We start from the raw sequence: 13990 nt of genomic DNA on the forward strand, positions 1-13990 counted from the left end.
GCAGGAGACGCGATGACGCGCACCCGCACTCTGGGCACCCTCGCCGTCGTCGTCGGCTTCCTCGCGTTCGTGGAGTTCACGAGTGGTGTGCTGCAGGGGTACTACACGCCCATGCTCAGCGACATCGCCCGGCACCTCGGCATCCACGACGCCGACGTGAACTGGCTCGAGGGTGCGCAGCTCATGCTGTCGGCGCTCGTCGTCCCGGCGTTCGCGAAGCTCGGCGACATGGTCGGCCACAAGCGGATGCTGCTGATCTCCACCGCCGTCACCGCGGCGGCGGCCCTGGTGCTGCCGTTCACGGACTCCTTCGGCGTGTTCCTCGCGGCCTGGGCGCTCATGGGTTTCTACGTCGTGTGGCTCCCGCTCGAGATCGCCCTGATCTGGTCGCGGTCGCGCCGCATGGAAGGACGCTCCTCCATCACGGCCAAGGCGGCAGGTCTCCTGGTCGCCGCCCTCGAAGGTGGTGCGATCATCGGCGCTCTCGTGGGCGGCGCGCTGATCGACGTCCTGCCCCTCACGGTCGTCCTCCTGGTTCCGGCTGTGCTCATCGTGGTGTGCTTCTTCGTGATCCTGTTCGGGGTCAAGGAATCTCCCGAGCCGACCGGCGGCATCTTCGACACGGTCGGCCTCGTGCTGATCTCCCTGGCCCTCGTCTGCTTCACCGGCGGACTCAGCCTGCTCCGCCTCGAGGGCGGTCTCGTGAATCCGTGGTCCTGGGCCGTGGTCGTCTTCGGCGTGCTGCTGGTGATCCCGTTCGTGCTCTGGGAGCTGCGGTGCGAAGACCCGCTCATCGACGTGCGCATGTTCCGCTCGCCCGCGCTCGGACCGGTGTTCCTCACCGCGGGCCTCTTCGGAGTCAGCGTGCTCGGTGCTCAGGCGCCGCTGTCGACGTTCGCGCGGACCGATCCGTCGGTCTACGGTTACGGTCTCGGCACGAGCGGGTTCGCGACCTCGCTCATCATCGGCGTGTACCTCGTGGCGATGATCGCGGGTGCGCTGCTGTTCCCGACCATCGCACGATGGGCGACTCCACGGGTCACGCTGATAGGCGCTTCGGTGCTGGTGGGGCTCGGCTTCCTGTTGTTCCTGCCGTTCCATGACACCTATGGTCAGGTCATCACGAACATGGTCGTCGTGGGCCTCGGTTCCGGCGCGCTGGTCGCCGCTCTTCCCGCTGCCGCCGCATCGGCCGCGCCCGCCACGCAGACCGGTGTCGCGACGGGGCTCACCAACTCGGTGAAGACCGTGGGCGGGGCGATCGCCTCGTGCGTCTTCGGCATCGCGCTGCTGCACGGTGTCGCCACGACCGCCGGCGCGACCGAGGGGACGGCCGGTTCGCTGGCGGGGTACTTCACCGTCTGGATCGTCTGCGGTGTCACCGCACTTGTCGCAGCCGTCATCCTCGTGTTCGTGCCGAAGGCCGCGTTCACCGACCGGTCCGTCGACGCGGAGGTCGCCCCGGTCGTCTGACGTCGGTTCTGATCATTCCCGATCGAGACCGAACGTCCGCTTCACGATGGCCTGCACGTCGCCGTCGACACCGTCGATGCGCGCGTTCACCGCATCGAACCGCGTGTCCACGGCGTCGAAGCGCGTGTTCACCGCGTCGAATCGGGCGTTCATCTCGTTGCGGAGTCCGCCGATCTCACTGCGGACGACGTGGATGAACAGCGTGGAGACCACGGTGAGAGTGCTGAACATCAGCGCGCTGAACGCCCCGATCATGGTCCAGATCTGCGCGTCATTCATGAATTCCACCCCGTCATCGTCGCATCGATTCCGCAAGCTTGCCAGGCCGCGGGCAGCGAAGATATCGGTGACCCGGGAGGTGGGGACAAGACGTTTTCGAGCGTGCCCGGGGAGGAGTAGTCGAGCCGCTCTGACGAGGGCGACGAGGATGCCGCCGGAGCCGGGCGGCGCGATCTCCGCCGCCCGGCTCCTTGTCTCAATCGCCCTTCACGTTGACGAGCTGCCGCAGCGTGTGCCGGATCGACACGAGGCTCGCGGCATCCGCCATCACCTGGTCGATCGGCTTGTACGCCTGCGGGATCTCGTCGACGAAGGCGTCGGTGTCACGGAACTCGATGCCCGTCATCGCCTCCCGCAGCTGGTCGTGTGTGAACGCCCGCCTCGCGGCCGACCGGGAGTACTCCCGACCCGCGCCGTGCGGTGAGGAGTTCAGTGACTGCGGGTCGCCGAGCCCTTCGACCACGTAGGACGCGGTGCCCATCGATCCGGGGATGAGTCCCGGACGACCGGCGTCCGCCTGGATCGCGCCCTTCCGGGACACCCATACCTGCTTGCCGTAGTGCTTCTCCGACTCGGTGAAGTTGTGGTGGCAGTTGATGCGCTCCTGCTCGTCGACCGCGGTGCCGAGGAACTCGGACACCTGCCGCACGACCCGGTCCATCATCTCCTCCCGGTTCAGCAGGGCGAACTGCTGGGCCCACCGCAGCTCTCGGATGTACCGCGTGAACTCCTCGGTGCCTTCGACCAGGTACGCCAGGTCGGGGTCGGGGAGGTCGATCCACCACTGCTTGCATAGCCGTTGCGCGACCGAGATGTGCTTCATAGCGATCTTGTTGCCGACACCCCGGGAGCCCGAGTGCAGGAACAGCCACACCCGGTCGAGCTCGTCGACCGACACCTCGATGAAGTGGTTGCCGGAGCCGAGCGTGCCCAGCTGCAGGCGCCAGTTGCCGGCGTAGCTCGCGGGGTCGAAGCCGTTCTTCTCGGCGAGCTGCTCGAGCTCGGCGATGCGCGGCTCGGCGGTCGTGACGACCTTGCGGTTGTACCGACCTGCCGACAACGGGATGGCGCGTTCGATCTGCTCCCGAAGCTCGGCGAGGTCGCGACCTTCGAGGTCGTTCCTCGTGAACTGGGTGCGGACGGCGATCATGCCGCAGCCGATGTCGACGCCGACGGCTGCGGGGATGATCGCGCCGAGCGTCGGGATGACCGAGCCGACCGTCGCCCCCTTGCCGAGGTGCGCATCCGGCATCAGCGCCAGGTGCGGGTGGATGAACGGCATGCGGGCCGTGGTGTGCGCCTGAGCGAGTGTCTTCTCGTCGATCAGCGACGCCCACGACAGCAGCCGTGCGGAGAGCCTCTCCATGATTCCTTTCCTTGTGGTGGTGGTCAGCCACAGGTCAGGGTGCTCTCCGAACGGAAAACGCCCCGGACCTGACGGTGCGGGGCGTTGCGAGAGCGGATGCTGTCACACGGCGCGCGCCGGAGGGTACGACTCGTTGCGGTCATTGCGCTTCGACTGAAGCTGCAACACCGCTCCGATGGGAAGGTTCCGCTGGGCGGTCATCCGTCGACTCCTCGGCTGGCGTGCTGGGCCGATCGGCACAGCTTTGCCACATTAGGGGGCGACACGCCCGGGAGTCAAGCCGTCTCGCGCGGCGGGTTGTACATGAATTCGATGCGGATGCCGTCGGCGTCCTCGACGAATGAGGCGTAGTAGCGCTCGGAGTAGCGGGGATACTCCTTGGGGTCACGCACGGCGGTCCAGCCCGCATCCAACGCGATCGCGTGCAGGCGTTCGACCTCGTCGCGCGTCGGAACGGCGAAGGCGATGTGCTGCCAGCCGACCTTGCCGTGCCGGTGCGGGGCGGAGTCCTCGTCCCAGGTGTACAGGATGATCTCGGTCTCTTCGCCGTTGTGCCACGAGATCGAATGGTCGTCTTCGCCGCCGCTCTGATAGCCCAGGGCGGTGAGGACCGGATGGAACTGCGCTCGGCCGCGCTCGAGGTCGTCGACGGTGATGCCCAGATGATCCAGAAGTGCCATGCGGCCCAGTCTTCCAGAAACGCCCCACGGCGTCAGGGAGCGATCTTCCCGAATGTGGCGGGGTCGACGGGCCGTTGGCGACGAGGGAGGTTCTCCACGACGAGGAGGTACGACTCGGTCACCAGCTCCCGGACGAGGTCCTGGGGCAGCTTGCCGCCGGGGCGGAGCGAGATCCAGTGCTTCTTGTTCATGTGATAGCCGGGGATGATGTCATCGAACTGGCGGCGGAGCGCGTCGCCGTCTTCGGGCGCCGCCTTGAGGGTCACCATGGCCTCGCCCGTGGCCGATGTGAGCAGCATGAACACCTTGTCGCGCACCTTGAACACGTCCCATTCGGGCCCGAAAGGATGCTCGAGTCGAGCCCCCGGCAGTTCCTCGGCGCGGTCGCGCGCACACTGCTGCAGGCGGTCACCTTTCATGAGCACTCCTCTTCCGAAACGGTGCCAAACGACCGTACGCACCACCGTACGGCCTCCCACCGACAGTGGAGGCCACGGAGCCGGAACGGGCTCAGTGCGGTGCGTGGTACTCCGCTTCGCCGCGCTTCCAGTAGCCCTTCACAACGGCGTTCGCGGTGTCGACGCCCCACCGGCCGAGGAGTGCCCGACCCGGCTTGACGATCGACTGCTCGGCGGCGATGAAGACGAACGGGTCGGAGCCCACGGCATCTTCGGCGGTCAGGCGCTCGAGGAAGGCGATGAGCGCGGAGCCGGAAGGAGCATCGCCGCGGTGCAGCCACTCGACCTCGACCGGCGCTTCGATGTCGAACTCGCGGCCCTGATTGACGGTTTCCACCACGATGCGTGCCGGGGTTCCCTCGGGGATCAGCGCGGCAAAGCGGCGGATCGCGGGGATCGCCGTCTCGTCGCCGACGAGCAGCCATCCACCGGGCTCGCCGACCAGCACGGCCGACCCGCGGGGGCCACCGACGCCGATGGATGAACCGAGCGGCGCGGTCGCCGCCCACGGCGCCGCGACACCCTGATCGCCGTGCACGGCGAACTCGACGTCGAGCCAGTCGTCGCCCCAGTCCAGCGGCGTGTACTCACGGCTCGGAGACGCGCGCAGCTCCTCGACGGAGCCGACCGGCCCTGCCGGGAAGAACAGCCGCATGTGGTCGTCGGAACCCAGCGACTCGAAGCCGGCGAGGTCGGAGCCGGTGAGTCGCACCCGCACGAAGTCCGGAGCCAGCCATTCGCGGGCGCTCAGAGTCACGGTGCGGAAGCGCAGCTCGAGGCCGCGACGCTCGATCGAGAAGCCGGATTTCGTATCGCTCATGAAGTAAGGCTAACCTAAATATGTCGAGGGAAGGGCACCCTAACCTCGACCTCCCAGCGCCACCGTGTGCGCACAGATCCCGCAGAACAGGAGTCTCTCCATGTCCGTGCCCAGAACCCTCACCGCCACGAGCGTCGCGCTCGTCGGCCTCCTCGCCCTCGCCGGCTGCGCTTCCGGCAGCACGGCGGAACCTGCGAAGGACGAACCTGCGGCGGCATCCGTCACGATCGAGGACAACACCGGCACGCACGAGATCGCGACCCCTCCGGCCTCCGTCGTCGCCCTCGACAACCGCACTTTCCAGACGCTCTCCGACTGGGGAGTCGAGCTCTCGGCCGGCGCCGTCGCGCTCATGCCCGAGACCGTGTCGTACGTGAAGGACGACGGCATCGTCGACATCGGACTGCACAGCGAACCCGACCTCGAGGCCGTCGTCGCGGTCGAACCCGACCTCATCATCAGCGGTCAGCGCTTCACCCAGCACAACGCGGCCATCGCCGATCTCGTGCCCGAAGCCACGATCATCGACCTCGAGCCGCGTGAAGGCGAGCCCTTCGACGAGGAGCTCAAGCGCCAGGTCACCGCGCTGGGCGAGATCTTCGGCAAGCAGGACGAGGCGCAGAAGCTGGTGGATGACTTCGACGCCGCCGTCGAGCGCGCCCAGGCCGCCTACGATGACGCCGACACCGTCATGGCTGTGAACACCTCCGGCGGTGAGATCGGGTACCTCGCCCCGACCGTCGGCCGCTCGCTCGGCCCGATCTACGACATCCTCGGACTCACGCCGGCGCTCGAGGTCGAGGACGCGACCGACGATCACCAGGGCGACGACATCTCGGTCGAGGCGATCGCGGCTTCGAACCCCGACTGGATCCTCGTGCTCGACCGCGACGCCGTGTTCGCTGCGGAGACCCCCGACTACGTGCAGGCGGCCGAGATCCTGGAGAACTCCGAGGCGCTCGCCGGTGTCACGGCGGTGAAGGACGAGCAGATCGTCTACATGCCCACCGACACCTACTTGAACGAGGGAATCCAGACGTACACGACGTTCCTCGAGGACTTCGCCGACGCCCTCGAGGCCGCGAAGAACTGAGGCAACGCGGCGGCATCCGGATGATTCGGGTGCCGCCGCACCGTCATCATGGTCTCCACCGACATCACCCCGCCGCCCCGGTACACCGGGCGGCTCTTCGACGGCACGCTGCTCATCGGCGTGCTCGTCGTCGTCGTTCTCCTCGTCATCTCGCTGTTCACCGGCGTGTACGACATCGCCGGAGCCGACGACGGCGCGGAGATGTTCCAGATCACGCGCGTGCCCCGCACGATCGCCCTCGTCCTCTCGGGCGCGGCGATGGCGATGGCAGGCCTCGTGATGCAGCTGCTCACCCAGAACCGTTTCGTCGAGCCGACGACGACCGGAACCACCGAGTGGGCGGGGCTCGGACTCCTCATGGTCATGATCCTCGTCCCGCAGCCGTCGCTCCCGTTACGGATGGCGGGGGCAGTGCTCGCGGCGTTCGTCGGCACGATGGTGTTCTTCGCCTTCCTGCGCCGCGTCGCCCTCAAGTCCTCGCTCATCGTCCCGATCGTCGGCATCATGCTCGGCGCGGTCGTCGGCGCCCTGTCGACGTATCTCGCACTGGCGACCAACTCGCTGCAGATCCTGGGCGTGTGGTTCGCCGGCAGCTTCACCTCGGTGATGCGCGGCCAGTACGAGATGCTGTGGATCGTGGCGATCATCGGTGTGATCGTCTTCCTCGTCGCCGATCGGCTGACCATCGCCGGACTCGGCGAAGAGGTGGCCACGAACGTCGGCGTGAACTACAACCGGATCATCCTGCTCGGCACCGTCCTCATCGCGATCACCACGGGCGTGGTCACGGTCGTCGTCGGCAACCTGCCCTTCCTCGGACTGATCGTGCCCAACATCGTCTCGATGGTGCGCGGCGACGACCTGCGCAGCAACCTGCCCTGGGTGTGCCTGCTCGGCATCGCGATCGTCACGGTGTGCGACATCATCGGGCGCACGATCATTATGCCGTTCGAGGTACCGGTGTCGCTGATCCTCGGCGTCGTCGGGGCCGTGGTGTTCGTGCTACTTCTGCTGAGGCAGCGTCGACGTGGTTAGCGGCGTGGGGGAGCAGCTGACGACGACCCCGGCGACGCGCTCGGCCGGCTCGTTCACGACCCCGCGTGCGCGTCGGCGTTACCTGATCGTGCTGGGCATCCTCATCGTCCTGGCCGCGGGATCCGGATTCGGCCTCCTCGCGTGGGGGAACCCCATGCCCGTCGGCTCGACGGGGTTCTGGCGCATCGCCCAGCATCGCGCGATCGATGTGACGGTGATGGCGCTCGTCGCGGTCGCGCAGGCCATCGCCACCGTGAGCTTCCAGACGGTCACCAACAACCGCATCATCACGCCGTCGATCATGGGCTTCGAGTCGCTCTACCGCGTCGTGCAGACCTCGACCGTGTACCTGTTCGGGGTGGCCGGGCTCGTGGCGATCCAGGGGGTCGGCCAGTTCGCGATCCAGGTCGCGATCATGGTCGGGCTCGCGGTCGCGCTCTACGGCTGGCTGCTGTCCGGTCGATACGGGAACCTGCAGATCATGCTCCTGGTGGGCATCGTGATCGGCGGGGGGCTGGGCGCGATCGCCACGTTCATGCAGCGACTGCTCACCCCGAGCGAGTTCGACGTGCTCGCCGCCCGGCTGTTCGGCAACGTGTCCAACGCCGATCCCTCGTACCTCCCGTTGGCGATCCCGCTCGTCGTCGCGGCATCCGCACTGTTGTGGCTGCGATCCCGTCGGCTGAACCTGATGGCCTTGGGGCCGGATGCCGCGCGCTCCCTCGGCGTCGACCATCGCCGCGAGCTCTTCCTCGTGCTCTTCCTGGTGGCCGTGCTGATGGCGACCTCGACCGCGCTCGTCGGCCCGATGACGTTCCTCGGATTCCTGGTGGCGACCCTCGCGTATCAGTTCGCCGACACGCACGACCATCGGCTCATCTTCCCCGTCGCGGTGCTCACGGCCTTCACGATCCTCGCGGGCGCGTACTTCGTGATGAAGAACGTCTTCTACGCGCAGGGGATGGTGTCGATCCTGATCGAGCTCGTCGGCGGCACCGTGTTCCTCATCGTCATCCTCAGAAAGGGCCGACTGTGATCGCACTCGACGGCGTCCGCCGTGACTACAGCAGCGAGGTCGCGATCGGCCCCGTCGACCTCGAGATCCCCGCCGGTGGCATCACCGCGCTCATCGGACCGAACGGCGCCGGCAAGTCGACGCTGCTGACGATGATGGGTCGCTTGAACGGCATGGACGCCGGTGCGATCGAGATCGCCGGGCTCGACGTCGCCTCCACCAAGTCGAAGGACCTCGCGAAGGTCGTGTCGATCCTGCGGCAGGAGAACCACTTCGTCACCCGGCTCACAGTGCGGCAGCTGGTCGGCTTCGGACGCTTCCCGCACTCGAAGGGGCGGCTGACCCGGGCGGACGAGGAGATCATCAGCCAGGCGATCGACTTCCTCGATCTCGGACCGCTCGAAGGGCGCTATCTCGACGAGCTCTCCGGCGGGCAACGCCAGCGCGCCTACGTCGCGATGGTCTTAGCGCAGGACACCGAGTTCGTGCTGTTGGACGAGCCGCTGAACAACCTCGACATGCGGCACGCGGTGCAGATGATGAAACACCTGCGCCGGGCTGCGGAGGAACTCGGACGCACGATCGTCATCGTGCTGCACGACATCAACTTCGCCGGGCACTACTCCGACCACATCTGCGCCATGAAAGACGGAGCGGTGGTGGAGTTCGGGTCCCCGGCCGAGATCATGACCGACGAGGTGCTCACCCGGGTGTTCGACACCCCGGTGCGCGTCGTCGACGGTCCGTCGGGGCCGCTCGCCGTCTACTACTGAGCGGACGATACGGTGCCAGGGGCCTCAGAGCTCGATGCCGTGATCCTCGTCGTTGACGCCGGCGTTGTTGCCACGACGCGACTCGTAGCCGAGGAACCATCCCAGCCACACGATGGCGGCGAGGAGCACACCGAGCCAGACGTTCTGGAAGATCAACCCGACGACGACTCCGACGACGAGCAGGCCGACGGTGATGGAGATGCGTAGCGCAGAACGGGACATGGCCCCAGCATAGGCGGACGGAGTCAGCGACCGCGATGGTCCTCGGGGGCGAGACGGGGTCCGCGGCGCGGTTCCTGAACCCCGCTGGCGAAGATGAGACGGATGACACGCTGCCGCTGACCCGCCCAGGGCTCGAGGAGCTCGAGCATCCCGTCGTCGTCGGTGCGCTTCCCGGTGAGCGCATGTCCTACCTCGTGCGCCAGGTGGTAGTCGCCGACGCTGACGGCATCGGGATCACCCAGCGCGCGGATGCGGGTCTCCGCCGAGGTCCAGACGCCGACTCCCGGGAGGCTGGTGAGCACGCGGTCGCGGTCGGCGCCGGTCGTGGCCGCGCTCACGGCACGGGCGATGCGGTCACCGCGCTCGGCTGCGCGCACGATGGTGCGGGACTGCGGGGGCTCGACGCCGGCGCGGTGCCAGGCCCACGAGGGGATGCGGTACCACTGCTCGGCGGTCGGCGCGACGAACATCGGTCGCGGCGTGGGGCCGGGCGCACGCTCGCCGAAGCGGGAGACGAGCCAGCGCCAGGCGCCGAAGGCCTGCATGCCGGTGACTTTCTGCTCGATGATCGCGCAGGCGAGAGCATCGAACACCGCGTCGGTGCGGGCGAGCCGCAGTCCGGGGGTGCGCCGGGCGGACTCTGCGATGAGCGGATGCAGCGACGCGTCGAAGTCGCCGGGCTCGTCGTATGCGCCGCAGAGTGCGGGAACGCCCTCGAGAGCGTGCTCGGCTCCGGAACCCCAGGCCGAGCCCCTGACCTCGTTGCCGGACATGCGCAGGGCGAGTGTCGCGGGGCCGAGCGGCGTGCGCACGGCACGCCAGATGACGCCGCCGTCGACGATCATCGTCGGATCGGTGCCGCCGCGGCGGAGCATGCCGACGGTGCGTCGAAGATCGAGCGGATGCGGCGGCCGGTAGACGGTCTCCCATCGAGCATCCGCGGACGCGGCGTCGGCCGCTGCAGGGTGCTCGATCAGGGTCATGCGCCCACCCTACGCGCCGGTCCTGACACCGACCCGGGGTGACTCAGAAGCGGTCGGGCGAGGGGGTGCCGTGGCCGTAGCGGATGACGACGTCGGCGTGGCGGTCGAACCGGTACCCGATGCCGCGCACGGTCCGGACGATGTCCTCGTAGCGGCCGAGCTTGGCGCGAAGGCGGCGGACGTGCACGTCGATCGTGCGCTCGCCGGGCGTCTCGTCATCCTGTGCCTGCCAGAGCGCGGAGACCAGCTCGCTGCGCTCGATCGTGCGTCCCTCACGGAGCACCAGGTACTGCAGCAGCTCGAACTCCTTGTAGGTGAAGGCCGCGGACTCTCCGTCGATGAGCACGCGCTTGCGGGAGATGTCGACGGTCACGCCGGTCTCCTCTTCCACGGTCTCCTCTTCGGCGGCGGCCTTGGTGCGGGCGATGGCACCCGGCTCCTGCAGGGCGAGGCGGACGACGTCGAGGTCGCGGCCTCCGGAGCCATGGGGAGCGAGGGCGACCGTGGCGTGCGTCTCGGCGCCCGGTGCGAGCTCGGCGAGAGTGCGGCGCAGTGCGTCGACGAGGAGGGGGAGGCTCACTCCGGCTTCGGCTGCCTTGATCTCGTCGAGTCCGACGTAGAGGGCGAAGCCGCGGGGCGAGCGGACGGCGGGCAGATCGGCTCCGGCGGCGGCCAGGGGAGCAGCGGCGTCCGGCTGCGTGCGGATCGCGGCGGTGGTGGCGGGACGCTCGAGAAGTGCGGTGTTCGACATGATGATGAGTCCTCAGGACGTGAGCCCGGATCGAGCGGGGCTCTGATGCGTTGCATGAATGACCGGCGGAGCCGGGAAGCGAGCAAAGGGTGGATGCTCGGTGACTCTGACCTCGCAGATGGCGAGGCGTCAGGTCAGGCGGGGTGGCTGTTCGTTCAGCGACACATTCGGCAACACATGCCAACGCGACCGGGCATCATCATCCCGGCAGTCCTGTTCGCCTCCTGGGCGGACAAAGGGCTTGCGTTGGTGGTCATGGGGGGATTATGTCCGATCATGACCGCTCATGTCAAAACGCCCGGGCGTCCGTGAGCGGGCGTAACGTTGTGCGGATGACGATCTCGCACACTGTCGGCGGTTTCATCCTGACCGACGAGAAGGATGCGTCGCGCTACACGCTCATGCGCGACGGAAAGCTCGTGAGCGTTCTCGACTACCGCGACGACGGACACACGATCGCCCTGACGCGAGCCTTCACGGTCCCGACTTTCCGCGGCAACGGCTATGCCGGAAAGGTCGTCGAGGGGGCCGTCGCCGACATCGAGGAGCGCGGAGACCGCAAGGTCGACGCCGTCTGCTGGTACGTCGCGGACTGGTTCGCAGCGAACCCCGAGCACGCCCCGCTGCTGCGCTCGCGCTGACTCGCCTGCTGTATGACGCCGTGTTACAGCCGCCTGCTGCGAGGATGGGCCCATGAAACTCGCTGAGGCCCTCACCGCACGAGCCGATCTGCAGCGCCGCATCGAGCAGCTGCGTGCCCGCATCGTCGCGAACGCCCGCTTCCAGGAGGGGGAGGAGCCGGCTGAGGATGCCGCGGCCCTCATCGTCGAAGCGGACGCCGCACTGACCCAGCTGCGCGATCTGATCCGTCGCATCAACGCGACCAACGCACGACTCGATCTCGGCGCGGACGGCACGATGACGGATGCGCTCGCCGCCCGCGACGTGCTGCGTCTGCGCCACTCCGTGCTGACGGATGCGGCCGCCGCGGCATCCGGATCCAACGACCAGTACCTGCGCCAGATGCGGTCGGAGCTGCGGCAGGTCTCGGCGCTGCCGGTCGCGCAGCTGCGATCGAGGGCCGACGCCGTCGCGCAGGAGCTGCGGGAGCTCGATAACCGGATCCAGCAGGCGAACTGGTCGAACGACCTCGAGGAGGAGAGCGGAAGTCGGTAGTCACGACGAAGCGGGCACAACCCTCAGCCGGCGGGGCAAGCCGGCACCTGTCGGGCGGAGGGCAGCCCTGATATCGCATCGCGCAGCCCCGCACGCCGCACAGGTGAAGGTGCACAGCGCATCTCGCATCACCGCGTGCCGATCGTCGCGACGAGGGTGGGTCAGGGGACCTTCCGCTTCCTCCTCGAACATCATGCGATAGAATGGAGTTCTGCTCAGCCCCGTTGGCTGAGGTGGTCAGGCGCCGAGAGGCGCGCTGATCCGAGGCTCGAAACCTCCGGCATCCTCATCAGACACCGGAGGTTTTTCCATGTCTTCATCCCTGCGCGCCCGTCCACATTCCCGGTGGTGGGCACTCATCGTCATCTCCCTCACCCAGCTCGTCGTGGTGCTCGACGGCACCATCGTGAGCATCGCGCTGCCGCGTGCACAGGCCGCTCTCGGTCTCACCGACGGACAGCGGCAGTGGGTCGTCACGGCTTACGCCCTCGCGTTCGGTGCGCTCCTCCTCTTCGGCGGACGCCTCGCCGACTACATCGGCCGCAAGCGCATCTTCATGATCGGCATGATCGGATTCGGCGCGGCATCGCTGTACGGCGGATCCGCGCAGCAGGGGTGGGAGCTCATCCTCGCGCGCGGACTCCAGGGCGTCTTCGCGGCGCTGCTCGCACCGGCGGCACTGGCCCTGCTGACGGTGACGTTCCCCTCCGGCCGTGAGCGCAACACCGCCTTCGCCGTGTTCGGCACCGTCGCGGGAACGGGGGCAGCGGTCGGCCTCCTGCTCGGCGGGCTGCTGACCGAGTTCGCCGACTGGCGCTGGTGCCTCTTCGTGAACATCTTCTTCGTCGTGGTCGGGCTCATCGGCGGCGCCCTCTTCCTCACCGAGAGCAAGGCCGAGGGTGAGAACCGGTACGACGTCTGGGGGACCATCACGGTGACCCTCGGGCTCGGGGCCCTCGTCTACGGGTTCAGCCTCGCCGAGCACGGCTGGGGCGATCCACTGACGATCACGTTCCTGGCGCTCGGTGTCGTCCTGCTCGCGGTCTTCGTCTGGATCGAGAGCCGGGTCGCGCAGCCGCTGCTGCCGTTGCGGATCGTGGCCGACCGCGTCCGGGGCGGCGCGTTTCTCATCCAGGGTGTCGCCGGCGCCATCATGATCGGCGCCACGATGTACCTCACGTTCCACCTGCAGTTCGTGCTCGGGATGGGGGCGTTCCCGGCAGGACTCGCCACGCTGCCCCTGCCGATCGCGACCATGATCATCGCCCCGATCGCGACCCGGCTGCTGCCGGTGATCGGACCGCGGCCGATGCTCATCGTCGGACCGCTGCTCGCCGCGGCGGGGATGGTCTACCTCTCGGGGATCACGCCGGACGGCGCGTACCTCCTGCAGGTCGCCCCTGCGCTGGTGGTGCTCGGTGTCGGCATGGCTTTCATCTTCATCCCGCTGCAGAACCTGGCGCTGTCGGGGGTGGCCCCGCACGATGCCGGCGTCGCGTCCGCCATGGCGAACTCGGCGATGCAGATCGGCGGATCGATCGGGCTGTCGGTGTTCACCGCCGTGTACGCGGCTTCCGTGGGCGGGCACGCTCAGGCCGACGTCACGCCGTCGCAGTTGACCGACGCATACGGCTGGACGTTCATCGCCGCCGCGATCTTCATGGTCGCCGCCTCCGTGATCGCGATGTTCCTGGTGCGCGGCACCAAGGAGGAGCTGATGCCCACGCAGGGCGAGCGGGCCCTCGCCGCGCACTGAGCCGTGGTCGCGGCATCCGTCCCGGCGTAGATCGCCCGATTCCCGCCCCGGGAACGGATGCCGCGGCACGCCTCGGACGTAATGTCCGAGGGTGTTCGTACCGTGTGAGT

Annotated in this window: 16 protein-coding genes; 8 read left to right on the plus strand and 8 right to left on the minus strand. The window is 68.0% G+C overall.

The window, feature by feature from the left end; translation table 11 throughout:
* The first annotated feature begins 12 nt into the window (after nt 1-12).
* Complete coding sequence (locus CQ034_RS11355; protein ID WP_105711119.1) at nt 13-1473, plus strand: MFS transporter; 1461 nt, start codon at nt 13-15, stop codon at nt 1471-1473.
* 12 nt (nt 1474-1485) lie between these two features.
* On the opposite strand, the gene CQ034_RS11360 is transcribed toward CQ034_RS11355, so the two are convergent.
* The 5 genes from CQ034_RS11360 to CQ034_RS11380 form a co-directional block, all read right to left on the minus strand.
* Complete coding sequence (locus CQ034_RS11360) at nt 1486-1752, minus strand: hypothetical protein (protein WP_258134189.1); 267 nt, start codon at nt 1750-1752, stop codon at nt 1486-1488.
* 196 nt (nt 1753-1948) lie between these two features.
* Nucleotides 1949-3118 carry an RtcB family protein gene (locus CQ034_RS11365; RefSeq protein WP_105711121.1) on the minus strand — a complete coding sequence of 390 codons (1170 nt, stop codon included), beginning with the start codon at nt 3116-3118 and terminating at the stop codon, nt 1949-1951.
* 275 nt (nt 3119-3393) lie between these two features.
* Complete coding sequence (locus CQ034_RS11370) at nt 3394-3798, minus strand: VOC family protein (RefSeq protein WP_105711122.1); 405 nt, start codon at nt 3796-3798, stop codon at nt 3394-3396.
* A gap of 32 nt (nt 3799-3830) precedes the next feature.
* Nucleotides 3831-4217, minus strand: coding sequence for an MmcQ/YjbR family DNA-binding protein (locus CQ034_RS11375; RefSeq protein ID WP_105711123.1), 387 nt, complete (start codon nt 4215-4217; stop codon nt 3831-3833).
* A 91-nt stretch (nt 4218-4308) separates the two neighbouring features.
* Nucleotides 4309-5076, minus strand: coding sequence for a siderophore-interacting protein (locus CQ034_RS11380; protein ID WP_091035461.1), 768 nt, complete (start codon nt 5074-5076; stop codon nt 4309-4311).
* 100 nt (nt 5077-5176) lie between these two features.
* Here CQ034_RS11380 and CQ034_RS11385 point away from each other — a divergent pair, with 100 nt between their 5' ends.
* The 4 genes from CQ034_RS11385 to CQ034_RS11400 are packed head-to-tail and all read left to right on the plus strand — an operon-like array spanning nt 5177 to nt 8992.
* Nucleotides 5177-6169, plus strand: coding sequence for a siderophore ABC transporter substrate-binding protein (locus tag CQ034_RS11385; protein ID WP_105711124.1), 993 nt, complete (start codon nt 5177-5179; stop codon nt 6167-6169).
* Nucleotides 6170-6217: 48 nt separating this feature from the next.
* Nucleotides 6218-7204, plus strand: coding sequence for an ABC transporter permease (locus CQ034_RS11390; RefSeq protein WP_105711125.1), 987 nt, complete (start codon nt 6218-6220; stop codon nt 7202-7204).
* Nucleotides 7197-8240 (plus strand): iron chelate uptake ABC transporter family permease subunit, encoded by a 1044-nt coding sequence (locus CQ034_RS11395; RefSeq protein WP_258134185.1) that lies wholly within the window; start codon nt 7197-7199, stop codon nt 8238-8240. Before CQ034_RS11390 ends, CQ034_RS11395 begins: the two co-directional genes overlap by 8 nt.
* Nucleotides 8237-8992 carry an ABC transporter ATP-binding protein gene (locus CQ034_RS11400; RefSeq protein ID WP_105711127.1) on the plus strand — a complete coding sequence of 252 codons (756 nt, stop codon included), beginning with the start codon at nt 8237-8239 and terminating at the stop codon, nt 8990-8992. Before CQ034_RS11395 ends, CQ034_RS11400 begins: the two co-directional genes overlap by 4 nt.
* A 24-nt stretch (nt 8993-9016) precedes the next feature.
* On the opposite strand, the gene CQ034_RS11405 is transcribed toward CQ034_RS11400, so the two are convergent.
* Genes CQ034_RS11405 through CQ034_RS11415 form a run of 3 tightly spaced genes read right to left on the minus strand, consistent with a single transcriptional unit; the run spans nt 9017 to nt 10948 of the window.
* The gene (locus CQ034_RS11405; RefSeq protein WP_105711128.1) at nt 9017-9214 is read right to left on the minus strand and encodes a hypothetical protein; all 198 of its coding nucleotides are present in this window, start codon (nt 9212-9214) and stop codon (nt 9017-9019) included.
* A gap of 23 nt (nt 9215-9237) precedes the next feature.
* Nucleotides 9238-10197, minus strand: a complete 960-nt coding sequence (locus CQ034_RS11410; RefSeq protein WP_105711129.1) for a DNA-3-methyladenine glycosylase — start codon at nt 10195-10197, stop codon at nt 9238-9240.
* A gap of 43 nt (nt 10198-10240) precedes the next feature.
* Complete coding sequence (locus CQ034_RS11415) at nt 10241-10948, minus strand: winged helix-turn-helix domain-containing protein (RefSeq protein WP_105711130.1); 708 nt, start codon at nt 10946-10948, stop codon at nt 10241-10243.
* Between the two features lie 332 nt (nt 10949-11280).
* On the opposite strand from CQ034_RS11415, the gene CQ034_RS11420 reads away from it, so the two are divergent.
* The 3 genes from CQ034_RS11420 to CQ034_RS11430 all read left to right on the plus strand — a co-directional run bounded on the left by CQ034_RS11420 (nt 11281) and on the right by CQ034_RS11430 (nt 13880).
* Complete coding sequence (locus tag CQ034_RS11420) at nt 11281-11589, plus strand: GNAT family N-acetyltransferase (protein ID WP_029263834.1); 309 nt, start codon at nt 11281-11283, stop codon at nt 11587-11589.
* A 52-nt stretch (nt 11590-11641) separates the two neighbouring features.
* Complete coding sequence (locus CQ034_RS11425) at nt 11642-12124, plus strand: DIP1984 family protein (protein ID WP_105711131.1); 483 nt, start codon at nt 11642-11644, stop codon at nt 12122-12124.
* A 310-nt stretch (nt 12125-12434) separates the two neighbouring features.
* On the plus strand, nt 12435-13880 hold the full coding sequence (locus CQ034_RS11430; RefSeq protein ID WP_105711132.1) for an MFS transporter: 1446 nt from the start codon (nt 12435-12437) through the stop codon (nt 13878-13880).
* The last annotated feature ends 110 nt before the right edge of the window (nt 13881-13990 follow it).

Source organism: Microbacterium sp. MYb45 (genome assembly GCF_002979655.1).
Taxonomy (GTDB): domain Bacteria; phylum Actinomycetota; class Actinomycetes; order Actinomycetales; family Microbacteriaceae; genus Microbacterium.